The organism is Neoaquamicrobium sediminum, assembly GCF_013240295.1.
GTDB classification, from domain to species: Bacteria; Pseudomonadota; Alphaproteobacteria; order Rhizobiales; family Rhizobiaceae; genus Aerobium; species Aerobium sediminum.
Map to the genome: position 1 here is coordinate 108,432 of NZ_JABETK010000002.1, position 14,665 is coordinate 123,096.

The 14,665-nt window shown below is 63.8% G+C and carries 13 protein-coding genes and 1 pseudogene; 5 read left to right on the forward strand and 9 right to left on the reverse strand.

The annotated features are described in order from the left end of the window. Nucleotides 1-39: 39 nt before the first annotated feature. Both HK436_RS12225 and HK436_RS12230 read left to right on the forward strand, forming a co-directional pair. A pseudogene (locus tag HK436_RS12225) lies at nucleotides 40-2,321 on the forward strand (xanthine dehydrogenase family protein molybdopterin-binding subunit). Between the two features lie 60 nt (nucleotides 2,322-2,381). Then, a complete protein-coding gene (locus tag HK436_RS12230; RefSeq protein ID WP_173190306.1) occupies nucleotides 2,382-3,341 on the forward strand; it encodes a DMT family transporter in 960 nt (319 codons plus the stop codon). A 9-nt stretch (nucleotides 3,342-3,350) separates the two neighbouring features. On the opposite strand, the gene HK436_RS12235 is transcribed toward HK436_RS12230, so the two are convergent. Further along, entirely contained in the window at nucleotides 3,351-4,151 is an 801-nt protein-coding gene (locus HK436_RS12235; RefSeq protein WP_376769162.1) for a helix-turn-helix domain-containing protein, read from the reverse strand. 174 nt (nucleotides 4,152-4,325) lie between these two features. On the opposite strand from HK436_RS12235, the gene HK436_RS12240 reads away from it, so the two are divergent. Beyond that, nucleotides 4,326-4,724 (forward strand): hypothetical protein, encoded by a 399-nt coding sequence (locus HK436_RS12240; RefSeq protein ID WP_173190307.1) that lies wholly within the window; start codon nucleotides 4,326-4,328, stop codon nucleotides 4,722-4,724. A 2-nt stretch (nucleotides 4,725-4,726) separates the two neighbouring features. On the opposite strand, the gene HK436_RS12245 is transcribed toward HK436_RS12240, so the two are convergent. Together HK436_RS12245 and HK436_RS12250 are read right to left on the reverse strand one after the other, a co-directional pair. Further along, nucleotides 4,727-5,578 carry a uracil-DNA glycosylase gene (locus HK436_RS12245; protein ID WP_173190309.1) on the reverse strand — a complete coding sequence of 284 codons (852 nt, stop codon included), beginning with the start codon at nucleotides 5,576-5,578 and terminating at the stop codon, nucleotides 4,727-4,729. A gap of 29 nt (nucleotides 5,579-5,607) precedes the next feature. Continuing rightward, a complete protein-coding gene (locus tag HK436_RS12250) occupies nucleotides 5,608-6,204 on the reverse strand; it encodes a hypothetical protein (RefSeq protein WP_173190311.1) in 597 nt (198 codons plus the stop codon). Nucleotides 6,205-6,501: 297 nt separating this feature from the next. Here HK436_RS12250 and HK436_RS12255 point away from each other — a divergent pair, with 297 nt between their 5' ends. Continuing rightward, the gene (locus HK436_RS12255; RefSeq protein ID WP_173190313.1) at nucleotides 6,502-8,181 is read left to right on the forward strand and encodes an electron transfer flavoprotein-ubiquinone oxidoreductase; all 1,680 of its coding nucleotides are present in this window, start codon (nucleotides 6,502-6,504) and stop codon (nucleotides 8,179-8,181) included. A gap of 62 nt (nucleotides 8,182-8,243) precedes the next feature. Here HK436_RS12255 and HK436_RS12260 read toward each other — a convergent pair whose 3' ends face one another. The 5 genes from HK436_RS12260 to HK436_RS12280 all read right to left on the reverse strand — a co-directional run bounded on the left by HK436_RS12260 (nucleotide 8,244) and on the right by HK436_RS12280 (nucleotide 11,860). After that, on the reverse strand, nucleotides 8,244-9,251 hold the full coding sequence (locus HK436_RS12260) for an endonuclease/exonuclease/phosphatase family protein (RefSeq protein ID WP_173190315.1): 1,008 nt from the start codon (nucleotides 9,249-9,251) through the stop codon (nucleotides 8,244-8,246). A gap of 67 nt (nucleotides 9,252-9,318) precedes the next feature. Further along, nucleotides 9,319-10,821: an AMP nucleosidase gene (locus HK436_RS12265; RefSeq protein ID WP_173190317.1), complete on the reverse strand. Its 1,503-nt coding sequence runs from the start codon at nucleotides 10,819-10,821 to the stop codon at nucleotides 9,319-9,321. An 86-nt stretch (nucleotides 10,822-10,907) separates the two neighbouring features. Further along, the gene (locus HK436_RS12270; RefSeq protein WP_173190319.1) at nucleotides 10,908-11,102 is read right to left on the reverse strand and encodes a hypothetical protein; all 195 of its coding nucleotides are present in this window, start codon (nucleotides 11,100-11,102) and stop codon (nucleotides 10,908-10,910) included. Between the two features lie 11 nt (nucleotides 11,103-11,113). Continuing rightward, the gene (locus HK436_RS12275; RefSeq protein WP_173190320.1) at nucleotides 11,114-11,272 is read right to left on the reverse strand and encodes a hypothetical protein; all 159 of its coding nucleotides are present in this window, start codon (nucleotides 11,270-11,272) and stop codon (nucleotides 11,114-11,116) included. Nucleotides 11,273-11,518: 246 nt separating this feature from the next. Then, nucleotides 11,519-11,860 (reverse strand): DUF2147 domain-containing protein, encoded by a 342-nt coding sequence (locus HK436_RS12280; RefSeq protein ID WP_173190322.1) that lies wholly within the window; start codon nucleotides 11,858-11,860, stop codon nucleotides 11,519-11,521. Between the two features lie 415 nt (nucleotides 11,861-12,275). Between HK436_RS12280 and HK436_RS12285 the strand changes: the two genes are divergently transcribed. Then, a complete protein-coding gene (locus HK436_RS12285) occupies nucleotides 12,276-12,533 on the forward strand; it encodes an SEL1-like repeat protein (RefSeq protein ID WP_173190324.1) in 258 nt (85 codons plus the stop codon). 134 nt (nucleotides 12,534-12,667) lie between these two features. On the opposite strand, the gene HK436_RS12290 is transcribed toward HK436_RS12285, so the two are convergent. Beyond that, nucleotides 12,668-14,614, reverse strand: a complete 1,947-nt coding sequence (locus HK436_RS12290; protein ID WP_173190326.1) for an acetyl/propionyl/methylcrotonyl-CoA carboxylase subunit alpha — start codon at nucleotides 14,612-14,614, stop codon at nucleotides 12,668-12,670. Between the last annotated feature and the right edge of the window lie 51 nt (nucleotides 14,615-14,665).

Sequence of the window (14,665 nt, forward strand, 5' to 3'; positions counted from 1 at the left end):
CCGGGAAATCGTCATGAACGTTATGACCCGAAATTCGGAATGGGCGCGTCCGTTTTGCGCGTCGAGGACGAGGCTTTCATCACTGGCAAGGGCCGCTATACGGACGATATCTCGCCCGACGGTACTGTCCACGGATACGTGCTGCGCTCACCGATTGCGAAGGGGACGTTCCGGATCGGATCCGTCGAGGCGGCGCGCGCTGCGGAAGGCGTGCATCTGGTCCTGACCGGCGCTGACATTGCACATCTGGGCGACCTGAAGACCGGGGGCATGCAGAAACAGCCCGACGGCTCGCGTGCGCCCGGCCGCGACATTCCTATCCTGTGCCGTGATCGCGTCAGCTATGTCGGTGACGCGGTTGCTTTCGTGGTTGCCGATACGCGGGCGCAGGCGCAGGACGCCGCGGAACTCATCGAGATTGATTTCGAGGCTGAAGACGCCGTTTCCGGCACCGCCGAGGCGCTCGACGACGACGCGGAACTGGTCTGGCCCGAGCATGGCACCAACAAGGCGTTCGAATACGCCATTGGCGACAAGACCAAAACCGATGCAGCCTTTGCCGGTGCCGCACATGTCACGCGCATTGAGTTCGCCAACAATCGTCTGGTCTGCAACTACATGGAAGCGCGCGCCGCGATCGGCGAGTGGAACGAGGCCGACGGACGTATGACCCTGACGACCGGGTCCCAGGGCGTGCATTCGATGCAGCGCATCATTGCGGACCAGGTATTCGGCATTTCGCACGACAAGTTGCGCGTCATCACGCCCGATGTCGGCGGTGGCTTCGGGCCGAAGGTTTTTGTCTACCGCGAATACCCGCTGGTTCTGGAGGCGGCGAAGCGGCTGGGGCGACCTGTGAAATGGACCTGCGACCGTACGGAGCATTTCCTGACGGATGCGCAAGGCCGCGACAATGTGGTCACGGCCGAGATGGCGATGGACGCTGACGGTCGTTTTCTCGGGCTTCGCGTGCGACTGGCGGCAAATATGGGCGCCTACACGCATCAGTTCGGGCCGTTCATCCCCTATGTGGGCGCCAGCATGTCCACCGGCGTCTACGACATCGAGGCGCTCGATGTGGCGATCACCGGCGTCTACACCAACACCTGCCCGGTAGACGCTTATCGCGGTGCGGGACGGCCGGAAGCGGCGTTCCTGGTCGAAAAGCTCGTGGATGCCTGCGCGCGTGACCTCAATCTGTCGCCGCATGAGATCCGGCGACGCAACTTCATCAGGCCGGACCAGTTTCCCTATCGGACACAGACCGGCCGCAACTACGATGTCGGCGAATTCGAAGGCCATATGAACCAGGCGATGGAGCGCGCCGACTGGGCGGGCTTCGAAGCCCGCCTCGAGCAGTCGAAGGCATCGGGCCGGCTGCGCGGTATCGGCATGGCGACCTATATCGAGGCCTGCGCCTTTGCCGGTTCCGAGCCCGCCCATGTGGAGTTGGGGGACGACGGCGTCGTGACGTTGCTGATCGGCACCCAGTCCAACGGTCAGGGCCATGCGACCGCGTATGCGCAACTGATCGCCGACAAGCTCGGGCTGGACGTTTCGCAGGTGCGTATGCATCAGGGCGACACCGACCGGCTGGACAAGGGGGCGGCACGGGTGGCTCGCGCTCGATCCCGCTGGGTGGCGTTTCGGCAGCGCGGGCCGGCGAGGATCTCGCCGAAAAGATCAGGAAGATAGCAGCCGACGAGCTCGAAGCGGCGGCCGCCGACATAGAACTGGTCGACGGCGAGGCGCGTATCGTCGGCACTGACCGGCGGATCGACTTCTCTGCAATTGCCAAGGCCGCCAAGTCGCCAGACGACGTCAAGGGGTTCGGCGAATTCGTGCAGGACGAGGCGACCTATCCGAACGGCACGCATATCTGCGAGCTGGAGATCGAGCCGGAGACCGGCCAGATCGAAATCGTCAACTACACGATCGTCGACGATTTCGGGGCTACCGTGAACCCGGTGCTGCTCGCGGGGCAGGTCCATGGTGGTGTGGTTCAGGGCATCGGCCAGGCGCTCACCGAGGACACGGTCTATTCGGAAGACGGGCAACTCCTGACGGCGAGCTTCATGGATTACGCCATGCCGCGTGCCGACATCGTTCCGTCCTTCCATTTCGAGACCCGCAATGTGCCCTCGACCACCAACGCGCTCGGCATCAAGGGCGCTGGCGAGGCCGGCACCATCGGCGCGACCCCGGCGGTGATGAATGCCGTCACCGACGCGCTTCACAGGGCATGCGGAATCGGCCATATCGAAATGCCCGCCACGCCGCAGCGCGTATGGCAGGCGCTCGCCGAGGCCCGACCGTCCTGATGAGTTCCTGCTGATGCCCATTCCCTCTACCGCCGGCCTCGACAGGCCGGCCTGATCTCCATGGCCGTACAACAATCTTCGTCGGCCATGGCCGGCGGCACCAATCCGCTGCGCGGCATAGCGATGAAGATCGTTTCCGTTTCGGTGTTCGTGGCCATGTCCGCGCTCATCAAGGCGGCAGGGCAGTTGCCGGCGGGGCAGATCGTTTTTTTCCGTTCGTTCTTTGCCATTCTGCCGATTCTGGCCATGCTGGCCTGGCGTCACGAACTGCGCACTGCGCTGCACACGTCCAATCCTCTGGGTCATATCGCGCGTGGTGTGGTTGGCGTCAGCGCCATGGGGCTCGGCTTCTTCGCGCTGACCCGGCTGCCTTTGCCGGAGGCGATCACCCTCAACTACGCCCAGCCGCTGCTAGTCGTCGTTTTCAGCGCGCTGTTTCTGGGCGAGACGATCCGCGTCTATCGCTGGACGGCGGTTGCCGTCGGCCTGTTCGGCGTCGTCATTATCTCCTGGCCGAATCTGACGCTGTTCGCCGGCGCGGCTGGCATGGAGAGCGAGCAGGCGTTGGGTGTCGCGGCTGCCCTTGTCGGCGCTGCTGTCTCGGCGGTTGCCATGCTGCTGGTGCGCCGGCTGGTCCAGACCGAGAAAACCGCGACCATCGTGCTGTGGTTCTCGCTGACGGCCTCTTTCATGGCGCTGCTGACGCTGCCTTTCGGCTGGACGGCGCTCTCGGCCTCGCAGGCTGCGCTGCTCGTCGGAGCGGGCATTTGCGGTGGGCTGGGCCAGATCCTGATGACGGAGAGTTACCGCTACGCGGAAGCCTCCACCGTAGCGCCTTTCGAATATTCGTCCATGATACTGGGCATCGCGGTCGGCTATCTGGCCTTCGGCGATCTGCCCACTGTCTACACCATCGTCGGCGGGTTCATCGTCGTCGCCGCCGGCATCTTCATCATCTGGCGCGAGCGGCAACTGGGGCTCGAGCGGGGCAGGGCGCGCAAGGTCGCGCCAACGCAATAGGGCGCAGGCCTACCCGCCGGAAGCGAGCGCACGCAGAAGTTCGCCTGTGCGCGCGTCCGCGGGAAAGAACGATTCAATAGCGATCTCCGACAGCGTCACGTCGAGCGGTGTACCGAACACCGTTATCGTGCTGATGAAAGACAGCACCTCGTCTCCGGCGCGCAGGCGCAGCGGCACGGCTACATTGGCGGCCGCGTCATACGCCTTGCCGTTACCGCGCGGGCGGCCCGGGTAGCCCGAGAGCTCCTTTTCCAGCGCTTCGAGCGCCGGGTCGGCTGAGGCCTCGATCTGCAGCTTGAGGCGCTCGATCAGATGGTTGCGCCATTCGTCGAGGTTGACGACCCGTGGTGCCAGCCCCTTCGGATGAAGCGTGAGCTGCAAGACGTTGACAGGCGGTGCGAGTAACGACTGGTCTTCGATGCCCGCCAGCAGCGGTCCGACGGCGGCGTTGGCAAGCACCATGTTCCAGCCCCTGTCGACTGCGATGGCCGGATAGGGCTCGTGGCCCTTGAGCACCAGCTCGACCGCCGCCAGTGCCGGCTTGAAGGAGTCGTCCTCGAGGTTGCGCTCGCCGTAGATCGGCGCGAAGCCTGCCGCGACAAGCATCTGGTTGCGCTGGCGCAATGGCACGGCCAGCCGCTCGGCAAGCCTCAGGACCATCTCGCGCGACGGCGATGAACGGCCGCTTTCCAGAAAGCTAAGATGGCGCTGGGATATTTCGGCCTCGAGCGCAAGGTCGAGCTGGCTCATGCGGCGGCGCTGCCGCCATTCCTTGATCAGCGTACCCGCGCCCGGCTGCATCGTGTTCATCGCTTCTTCCCCGGATGATGTCGTTGGTCATCGAAATCTATCCGTCCGAGGTGCGATTTCCTATTACCTGATGCGTAATCGCCAGCGATCCGAAATGCGGTCATCTTCCCGGCCATCGGGTTGGCAAACGGCTCACAGCAGGCCAGCCCAGGTTTCAACCAAGGGAGAACGACCATGACCATTCCGATGAACTCTTTCCTCAAGAACACCCTCCTGCTCGACGCCGTGGTGTCCGGTGCAGCCGCCGTGCTGATGGCGGCCGGCGCCAGTCTGCTTGGGCCGTTCCTGAATCTGCCGGTCTCGCTGCTGTTCTGGGCCGGCATCGTGCTGCTGCCCTGGGTAGCGCTGCTCGTGGTGCTGTCGCGCCGCCAGAGCCTGTCGCGTATGGTGCTGCTCGATGTGGTGCTGGTCAACGTCGCCTGGGTTCTTGCCAGCATCGGTATCGTCGCTTTTGGCTACGTCGAGCCGAACATGCTGGGTGTGGCCTTCGTGGTGGCACAGGCTCTCGCGGTGGCGTTCTTCGCGGTGCTCCAGTATGCCGCGCTGCGTCAGGCCCGGCCGGCAATGGCATGAGCCTATCCTCGAAGCACTTCCAGCTTCGCCTTCACTTCCAGCAGATCCCGCCACGCAAGTTTCTTGTGGGCGGGATTTCGCAGCAGATAGGCCGGGTGCAGCGTCGGCATCGCGGCGATCTCGACGCCCGAAGCCGTCGCATGCGTCTTCCACTTGCCGCGCAGCCGCAACACGCCCTCGGTCGCATGCAGCAGCACCTTTGCAGATGGTCCGCCCAGCGTCACCAGCACCTTGGGAGCGGCGAGCTCAATCTGCCGTTCGATGAACGGGCGGCAGATTTCCGTTTCCAGAGGCGTCGGCGTGCGATTGCCGGGCGGCCGCCACGGAATGACGTTGGCGATATAGGCGCTGGTCCGGTCTATGCCGATTGCCGCCAGCATCCGGTCCAGCAACCGGCCGGAGCGGCCGACGAAGGGCAGCCCCTCAATATCCTCGTCGCGCCCCGGTGCTTCGCCGACCAGCATCAGGTCGGCCTGCGGGTTTCCGTCGGAAAATACGGTCTGCTTGGCCGTGAATTTGAGGTTGCAGCCGTCGAAGGCCGAAACGATCTCGCGCAATTCCTCCAGCGACTTCGCCTCCCGTGCGACCTCGCGCGCACGGGCTGCCTGGGCTTCGTCCGGAACCGCCATCGCGGGAGCCGGTCTGGCCTGAGCCTGAGGTATTTGCGCTTTGGCGTCCCGGGCTCTGGCTGGCTCGTCTTTTTGCGGAGCCTGCGCACGCGCCGTTGTTGCTGCCGATTCCTCGAACCGGTCGACCGGCTCGTCGAACAGCGCCTCGTCGACGCCCGCATCCGCATAAAAGCGGAGGAGGTCGGCAAGGTCGGGCAGGGGATGCTTAGGGTCGGCAATCGACATCACGGCTCGATCTTATGCGAGCGCCGGCCTCAGGAGAAGGGCACGGTCGGGTCCTGCACCAGAAAGAACTCCCATCGCGGCGTAAAATCCGTGATGAAGATGCGAAACGTCGCCGTTTGCAGCGGATCGGTATATCCGTTGCGAAAGATCAGCCGGTCATAAGGCTCGAGGTCGCGGCTGTATTCGGCATAGCGGTCGGAGGAAATATTGCTCGTTTCCGTCCGCCGCTGATCGAAGGAAAGCCCATCGCCGAAGGTGCTCGGTTCGCCGACGATCTCCTGCAGTTCAAACTCGAATTCCAGCCAAGGCAGGCCGCTGTTGTTCAGCGCGACGATCTGCATGTGGATGAAGCCATGCGCGAAATTGCCGGAAAAGTCTCGTGCGCGAACCGGTTTCTCCGCGCGTACAACCAGTGTGACCGGGCTCGCCGAGGCCATCTCTTGGATCAGCACCACGGGGTCTTCCGCGCTGCCCGTACCGGAGATTTCGCGAATGGTGAAGCCGCCCATTTCATCGGAGAAAGAATAGGGGCCGGCGTGCCAGCGGCCGAGATCGTCGGCGCCAAGCGCTGGTGCCACAGCGACCGGTTGAGCCAGGACTAGCAGGATCGGCAAGTGTCTTGCCATGCATCCTCCCGTCGGCAGCACGCACCCGGTTTTCTGTTCGTTGTGGAGCCGGCTACCTTTGGGCATTCTAGCGTCGATCGGGGCATGCGAGAAGCGTCTATGTTTGCCGCGGGCGGGCACTTGGAACCTTGCCACAATGATTGACGTTTACGTCAACGTCGCTTAAATTCGGATGATAGCGGCTAAACAGTAAGCTGGGACCTTGGGTCGCGGGCGGTTTCGCCGCTTCCCAACATGCGCTATGAGCGCAAAGGGTATCAGCTTGAGTGCCGACGGGCGGACGCGGAGGATTGATTGATGAGCGAGACTGAGCGCGAAAGCATGGAATTCGACGTGGTGATCGTCGGCGCGGGGCCGGCCGGTCTTTCCGCGGCGATCCGCCTCAAGCAGCTCAATCCCGATCTGTCCGTAGTCGTTCTCGAAAAGGGCGCGGAAGTCGGCGCGCACATTCTTTCGGGCGCCGTGGTCGATCCGATCGGTATCGACCGGCTGCTGCCGGACTGGCGTGACGAAAGCGACCATCCGTTCAAGACCCCGGTCACGGACGACCATTTCCTCGTGCTCGGGCCTGCGGGTTCGGTGCGGCTGCCCAACATCCTGATGCCGCCGCTGATGAACAATCACGGCAATTACATAGTATCGCTCGGCAATGTCTGCCGCTGGCTCGCCGGCCACGCCGAAGCGCTCGGTGTCGAGATTTATCCGGGCTTCGCCGCGGCCGAGGTTCTTTATAACGATGCCGGATCGGTGATCGGCGTGGCTACCGGCGACATGGGGGTCGAGCGCGACGGATCGCACGGGCCGAACTACGCGCCAGGCATGGCGCTGCTCGGCAAATATGTGCTCATCGGCGAGGGCGTGCGCGGCTCGCTGGCCAAGCAGCTCATCGCGAAATACGCTCTGGGCGAGGGGCGCGAGCCGCAGAAGTTTGGCATCGGTCTGAAGGAGCTGTGGCAGGTCGCGCCGGAGAACCATCGTCCCGGCCTCGTCCAGCACTCGTTCGGCTGGCCGCTCGGCGGCAGCACGGGCGGCGGCTCGTTCCTCTACCATCTGGAGGACAACCAGGTCGCCGTGGGTTTCGTGGTTCACCTCAACTACAAGAACCCTTATCTCGCGCCGTTCGAAGAGTTCCAGCGCTTCAAGACGCATCCGGCGATCCGCGGCACGTTCGACGGTGCCAAGCGGCTCTCCTACGGCGCGCGCGCGATCACCGAGGGCGGCTACCAGTCGGTGCCGAAGCTGTCGTTCCCGGGCGGCGCGCTGATCGGCTGCTCGGCGGGTCTCGTCAACGTGCCGCGTATCAAGGGTTCGCACAACGCCGTGCTGTCGGGAATGCTTGCGGCCGAGCATGTCGCCGAGGCGATCGCGGGCGGTCGTGCCCATGACGAACTTGCCGGTTACGAAGAAGCCTGGCGCGCGACCGACATCGGCAAGGACCTGAAGAGGGTCCGCAACGTCAAGCCGCTTTGGTCGAAGTTCGGCCTGTGGCTGGGCGTCGGGCTCGGGGGTCTCGACATGTGGCTGAATACGCTGTTCGGCTTCTCGCCATTCGGCACCATGAAGCACGGCAAGACCGATGCGGCCGCGCTGGAGCCCGCCGCGCAGCACAAGAAGATCGAATATCCCAAGCCGGATGGCGTGCTGACCTTCGACAGGCTGTCTTCGGTGTTCCTGTCCAACACCAACCACGAGGAGGACCAGCCGGTCCATCTCCAGGTCAAGGACATGGAACTGCAGAAGCGCTCGGAGCACGACGTCTATGCCGGACCCTCGTCGCGGTACTGCCCGGCCGGCGTCTACGAGTGGGTGGATGCCGACGGCAACGCGGCCGCCGACCGCATGGGGATAGAGGTGCGCTTCGTCATCAACGCCCAGAACTGCGTCCACTGCAAGACGTGCGACATCAAGGACCCCAACCAGAACATCAACTGGGTGCCGCCGCAGGGCGGCGAGGGACCGGTCTATCCGAATATGTAGGCGATTGGCGAATGGTGAGTAGCGAATAGGGGGCGGCTGAAACGCCAGCGCCAACCTGTTCGCTAACCGCTCAGCGACGCCTGCAACACGGCTGCCGGCTGTTCCTGCGGCAAAAGCATGAATTCGAACAGCAGGGGCAGGTGGTCGGATCCCACCGCTTCGAGCTTGCGCACATTCACCGGCACGATGCCGCCCTTGACCATGACATGGTCGATGGGCAGACCTAGCGACGGGCGCATCCAGGCCGGAAAGCGGCGGTCGAGATAAGTCGGCCCGACCCCGCGCAGGATCTCGGTTCCACTGGCCCGCTCCACGCGTTGCGCCGTCTGGCTCCACGGAACGGCATTCAGGTCGCCGGCAACGATGGCCGTAGAGCCGATCTCGGCGAGCAGCGGCTCCATCAGCGGCACCTGCCATTGCTGGCTGAACGGCCACGGCCAACCAAGATGCACCGCCGCAACCTCCAGCCGCCTCCCGTTCATGTCGAGGATGACGTGGCCGAACGAGCCCCGGTCTCCGCAATCCGGCTCGAAATCTGCGGCGAAGGGGCGACGCGACAGGATCGCCGAGCCGCCGATATAGGCAGGCGGCGGGCAGATGAGTTGGTACGGATAGGTGGCCTTGAGGACGCCGAGTTTGTCGATCCAGTATGCGGAGACCTCGTTGAGCGTAATGACGTCCGGCTTTTCGCGCCCGATCATCGAGAACACATCGTTTGGCCGCGGGTTGTCGTAGCGCAGGTTGAGTTGCACCAGACGATAGAGACTGCCGCCGGGTTCCGCCGAAGCGGCGTTCACCTTCAGCGCATGTCCCGAAAATCCCACGGTCTGGACGATCGCGGTCGCACCGAAAAGCAGGGCGAAGACGGCCTCCGGCCAGTAGCGCAGGAAGACCAGCAGCGGCACGCCACAGACGAGCAGGCCCGCAGCCAGATGAATGCGCAGGTGCGAGAAGGAATCGAACGCGAAATGGATCCAGCCGAGATAGCCGAACGCCAACGCCGCCGCGATGCCAAGCAGCGTGGTGACGGCCAGCAGCCGCAATATGATTGATCCCCTCAGGCGGTCCATGGCGCTCGGATGGTCGAAGATTGAGGCGCGATCAAGACAGCCGCGCCGCTCTGCTGAGCGTCGAACCCTACAGGAACGCGGTTTCCGAAAAGCTGCGCAGTTTGCGCGAATGCAGCCTTTCGGCCGGCATCTCGGCGAGCTTTTCCATGGCGCGGATGCCGATGGTCAGGTGCTGGGACACCTGCCGCTTGTAGAATTCCGTCGCCATGCCCGGAAGCTTCAGTTCGCCGTGGAGCGGCTTGTCCGAGACGCAAAGCAATGTCCCGTAAGGAACGCGGAAACGGAAGCCGTTGGCCGCGATGGTGGCCGATTCCATGTCGAGTGCAATGGCGCGCGATTGCGAGAGCCGCTGCACCGGCCCGCGCTGGTCGCGCAGCTCCCAGTTGCGGTTGTCGATGGTAGCGACCGTTCCCGTGCGCATGATGCGTTTCAGGTCGTAGCCTGAAAGTCCGGTCACCTCAGCCACCGCTTCCTGCACGGCCACCTGTATTTCGGCCAGCGCCGGGATCGGAACCCAGACCGGTAGATCGTCGTCGAGCACGTGGTCCTCGCGCACATAGGCATGAGCCAGCACGTAGTCGCCCAGCGCCTGTGTGTTGCGCAGCCCGGCGCAGTGGCCGAGCATCAGCCAGGCATGCGGGCGCAGCACCGCGATATGGTCGGTGATCGTCTTTGCGTTGGAAGGGCCGACGCCGATATTCACCATCGTGATGCCGCCATGGCCCGGCTTGGACAGATGGTAGGCCGGCATCTGCGGCATACGGGTCAGCGTCGAGCCTTCGTGCGGCATGGTCTCGCCGGCACGCGTGATGACGTTGCCGGGCTCGATGAAGGCCTCGTAGCCGTCGCCGCCCTTGGCCATCAGCTCGCGCGCCAGCACGCAGAACTCGTCGATGTAGAACTGGTAGTTCGTGAACAGCACGAAATTCTGGAAGTGGTTCGGGCTGGTGGCCGTGTAGTGCGACAGCCTGTGCAGCGAGTAGTCGATGCGCTGCGCGGTAAACGGCGCCAGCGGCATCGGCTCGCCCGGCAGCGGCTCGTAGGTGCCGTTGGCGATGTGGTCGTCGGTGGCGTTCAGGTCCGGTACGTCGAAGAGGTCACGCAGCGGCCGCTGGATGCGGTCGGCCACGCCGGCGTCCACGTGCGTGCCTTCGAGGAACGCGAAATGCAGCGGGATCGGCGTTTCGGATTCGCCCACCGTCACCGGCACGCCGTGATTGCGCATCAGCAGTCGAAGCTGCTCGGTCAGGTAGCTGTCGAACAGATCGGGGCGGGTGATGGTTGTCGAGTAGTGCCCCGGCGCGGCCATGTGCCCGTAGGAAAGTCGCGTGTCGATCTGGGTGTAGGAGGAGGTCGAGACACCGACCTCGGGATAGAAGGCGCGATAGCGGCGCTGCTGATCGACACCTTCGCCGAGCTTGTCGAACGAGTCCCTCAGGAAGCTGGTGTTGCGGTCGTAGAGGGCCTTGAGCGCGTCGACGGCCTCGCGTGCGTCGGTGAAGCTCTGGCGGGCATAGGGGTCCGGCGTGGAGACCGATTCGATGGGTTGTGGGTAGATTCGCTTTTCCATGACCTATTATAGAGACTTGGTCATGACGTTTCGAGGGTCCCCACCTCCAATTTCCGTTTGAAGCTGTTTTGCGGTCTGCCTGACACTCACAGGCGGCGCAGGCTCGTGACCAGCACGAAACCGATGCCCTTCTGCGGCGAGCCGGCGCTTTCGATGATGCTGGCCGAACCGGCCTGCACGGACTGTATCGCGAGCAGCGGCGTGAACAGCAGCATGAAAAGCAGGGTCACGCGCAATGCAGCGGTGAACAGGCCTGGGAAAGTGTTTGCGATCTGGTTCATCGGTCGCCTCTTCAGTGACGGGCCGGGATGGCGCAGCCGCTGGCATCGCAGCTCAGGAAGCCCGTCGGGCGCACGTGGTTGGCGCGGCTGTCCTCTGCGACGAGCATGGAGAGCGCCATGCCGAACGAGGCGACGAGCAAGCATACGATTGTGAAGCGGCGGCTGAGCATCTCTGGCAGTGTCCTTCGTTTGTGACCGAAAGATGCCAGAAGCCGGCTGAACCATGGCTGAGATGTGCATTCATCTGCCGTTCAGCGACCTTAACGAAAGCTTGCAGGTATTGATTGGTGCGGCTTTGCGCCGGCTTGGGCGGCCAGCACGAACGTTTTCCTAGCGATGCCGTCGAAGGATTGTACTGTTGGACGGAGTCCGACCGGCGGCCCAGCGTCATGCGGGACCGCCGGCGGCAGCGTGAGCTACTGCCGCTTCCAGTTCTGGGTGCGGCAGAAGATGGCCGCTACGCAGCCCTGCATGGCAAGGCTGTTGCCGTTCAGCGTGGCATTGCCGGAATAGGTCTTGTCGTTCGCGGGGTCGGTGATCTTCCCCTTGTATTTCCCGCTTCCGGCCGGCTGCATCTGGCCGATGCGTTTGCCATTATGCTCGCCGCTGCGCAGCGTAATCATGAAGCTGCCCCCTGACGCAGCGATCTGGGCGATGGCGCCGCTGTCTGTCTTCCAGTTCCCCTCGATGGGATCGGCAAGCGCGGTGCCCGCGAGCATGAGGGACAGTGCTGCTGTGACTGTAATTCTGCGAAGCATGTTTCTCCTCCCATCCCGGACGGGCTCATATGCCGGCGCGGGCTTGTTACTTACGCAAACGTAAACGTAAACGAATTCGTGTTGCCGCGAAAGACCCCGCATGCACGGCAGGATTGCGCGACTTTCTCCGTCATGCGGTCGCGCGATCGTCGAAAGAAGCCGGAGCGTGGTTAGCGAAAGCTTTCCCCGGCACAGGACAATTTTCAACGACTTTTCGGCGAAATGCGGAGAACTCCGCGCTTCCTATCCTTAACGAAATCCGAGCTTTACTTCTTGTTTTAGTTTTGTTTTCCGCAAATTAAGCAAGCCATTTAACGACGGATTCAAGCCTCCGCTGCATTCTCCAAACCATCGGATCACACGACGGGACCCGCACAAAACAAGGGCTCTCGGGAGACACACAGGGGACTGGAACATGGCACGTTTTGACATGCTTGAAGCCGGCATCGGCTCCACCGCACAGGCTGAAATTCTGTTCGAACTCGGCATGATGTATGCCACCGGACGCGACTGTGACGTCGATCTCGTCGCCGCCCACAAATGGTTCAACATTGCCGCGATCAAGGGTTCTGATCGTGCTGCCGGGCTGCGGGCCGAACTTGCCGCGACCATGAGCAAGCAGGACATCGCAAGGGCGCTTCGCGCAGCCCGTGAATGGATGACCGTGCACTGAGTTTTACGAGGCGCGGCGTTCGCGCCTCAAGGAATGAACAGGGATGGCGAGTTGGGTGCGGGCGCACCGGGGCTTGACCATGAGCGAAGGTCGCGACCGGCGGGAACAGCCGGCGCGGCCTTCGCTTTTTCGGCTCAGGCCTTGGCTTCCTCCTGGAACCGCACCAGCACTGTCCCGTCGGTGACCTGCGCGCCTTCGGTGGCTATCTCTTCGACGATGCCATCATGCGGCGCGGAAATGGTGTGCTCCATCTTCATTGCTTCCAGCACCAATAGCGGCTGGCCCTTGGCGACCGCATCGCCCACAGCCGCCCGCACCACTTTGACCAGCCCCGGCATCGGCGCACGCAGGGCGTCACCGCCAGCCGCCGCTGCCTCTGCTTCGGCGAACGGATCGGCCACTGCGAAGGTGTGGCTGGCCGCACCGGCAAACACCGTAACATGGCCGGGCCAACGTGCGGCCCGCCTGGCGGTCGCGAGCGGCTGCGTTGTCGTGGCGCCGTCGATGGTGACGGCCGCGTTGCCGTTGGCTGCGATGGCGAGCTTTGCGACGATCTCGTTGCCCTCATGTGAGAGACGCACCTGCCGCACGGGCGCATGGAAATGCGCGTAGCCGGCCAGCGATGCCCAAGGGTCCACCGCCTGCGGGTTGGTCTCGACTCCGGCGGCTGCAATGGCAGCGGCTGCAAGCTGGCCTGTTGTCGGAGCGTGTGAAGCGGTCAGTTCCGCCTGCTTGCGTTCGATGAGCCCGGTATCGACGTCGCCGGCTGCGAAATCCACGTCGCTGGCAAGTGCTGCGAGGAACGCGGTATTGACCACCGAGCCCGCGATTTCCGTGCCGGAGAGTGCTTCGCCCAACGCCTCCAGTGCGGCACCGCGGTCGGGTCCGTGAACCACCAGCTTTGCGATCATCGGATCGTAGAAAGGCGAGATCGCATCGCCCTCGCGCACGCCGGTTTCCACACGAAGCTCAGGTGTCGCCGGCGGAAAGCGCAGGTGATGCAGGGTGCCGATCGCCGGCAGGAACCCCTTAGCCGCGTCCTCGGCGTAAAGCCGTGCCTCGAACGCATGGCCCGACAGCAAAATCTGGTCCTGCAGCTTCGGCAGCCGCTCGCCGCTTGCCACCCGCAACTGCCATTCGACCAGATCGACGCCGGTGACCATCTCCGTCACCGGATGTTCCACCTGCAGTCGCGTGTTCATCTCCATGAACCAGAAGCGGTCGGGGCGGAGCCCCTGCGACGCGTCGACGATGAATTCGATCGTGCCGGCACCGGAATAATTGATGGCCTGTGCCGCAGTCACGGCGGCTTCGGTCATCGCTGCGCGCATCTCGGGGGTCATGCCGGGGGCAGGGGCTTCCTCTATCACCTTCTGGTGCCGCCGCTGCGCGGAGCAGTCGCGCTCGAAGAGGTGGACCACGTTGCCGTGGTTGTCGCCGAACACCTGCACTTCGATGTGCCTGGGCTTCTCGACATATTTCTCGACCAGAACCCGGTCGTCACCGAACGCCGCCTTGGCCTCGCGCCTTGCCGCTGCCAGCGCCTCGGGAAAGGCGTCCGGGTCTTCGACCTTGCGCATGCCCTTGCCGCCGCCGCCGGCCCGAGCCTTGATAAGCACCGGGTAGCCGATCTCGCGTGCCTTGGAGGCGAGGATCACGATCTCCTGGCCTTCACCATGATAGCCGGGCACCACCGGCACGCCGGCCTTCTCCATCAGACGCTTGGCAGCGTCCTTCAGCCCCATGGCACGGATCGACGCTGCCGAAGGACCGATGAAGACGAGACCGGCTGCTTCCACCGCCTCCACGAAATCGGGATTTTCCGACAGGAAGCCGTAGCCGGGGTGGATCGCCTGCGCTCCGGTGGCCTTGGCGGCCTCGATAATCTTCGCCGCCACCAGATAGCTCTCGCCGACGGGAGACGCGCCGATATGCACGGCTTCGTCCGCCATCTCCACGTGCAGCGAGCGGCTGTCGGCATCCGAATAGACGGCGACGGTCGCGATGCCCATCCGGCGCGCGGTGCGGATAACGCGACACGCGATCTCGCCGCGATTGGCGATCAGGATCTTGTCGAACATGAAGCTCTCCTGGAAAGAGGAATCCTGCAACGGCGTTGGCCCTCGGTGACG

Bases quoted from the DNA above. Each gene is read 5' to 3' on its own strand.
- HK436_RS12265 (WP_173190317.1), bottom strand. From the start codon at position 10,821: ATGGAAAAGCGAATCTACCCACAACCCATCGAATCGGTCTCCACGCCG.
- HK436_RS12280 (WP_173190322.1), bottom strand. From the start codon at position 11,860: ATGCTTCGCAGAATTACAGTCACAGCAGCACTGTCCCTCATGCTCGCG.
- HK436_RS12235 (WP_376769162.1), bottom strand. From the start codon at position 4,151: ATGAACACGATGCAGCCGGGCGCGGGTACGCTGATCAAGGAATGGCGG.
- HK436_RS12250 (WP_173190311.1), bottom strand. From the start codon at position 6,204: ATGGCAAGACACTTGCCGATCCTGCTAGTCCTGGCTCAACCGGTCGCT.
- HK436_RS12275 (WP_173190320.1), bottom strand. From the start codon at position 11,272: ATGCTCAGCCGCCGCTTCACAATCGTATGCTTGCTCGTCGCCTCGTTC.
- HK436_RS12270 (WP_173190319.1), bottom strand. From the start codon at position 11,102: ATGAACCAGATCGCAAACACTTTCCCAGGCCTGTTCACCGCTGCATTG.
- HK436_RS12255 (WP_173190313.1), top strand. From the start codon at position 6,502: ATGAGCGAGACTGAGCGCGAAAGCATGGAATTCGACGTGGTGATCGTC.
- HK436_RS12260 (WP_173190315.1), bottom strand. From the start codon at position 9,251: ATGGACCGCCTGAGGGGATCAATCATATTGCGGCTGCTGGCCGTCACC.
- HK436_RS12285 (WP_173190324.1), top strand. From the start codon at position 12,276: ATGGCACGTTTTGACATGCTTGAAGCCGGCATCGGCTCCACCGCACAG.
- HK436_RS12290 (WP_173190326.1), bottom strand. From the start codon at position 14,614: ATGTTCGACAAGATCCTGATCGCCAATCGCGGCGAGATCGCGTGTCGC.
- HK436_RS12240 (WP_173190307.1), top strand. From the start codon at position 4,326: ATGACCATTCCGATGAACTCTTTCCTCAAGAACACCCTCCTGCTCGAC.
- HK436_RS12230 (WP_173190306.1), top strand. From the start codon at position 2,382: ATGGCCGTACAACAATCTTCGTCGGCCATGGCCGGCGGCACCAATCCG.
- HK436_RS12245 (WP_173190309.1), bottom strand. From the start codon at position 5,578: ATGTCGATTGCCGACCCTAAGCATCCCCTGCCCGACCTTGCCGACCTC.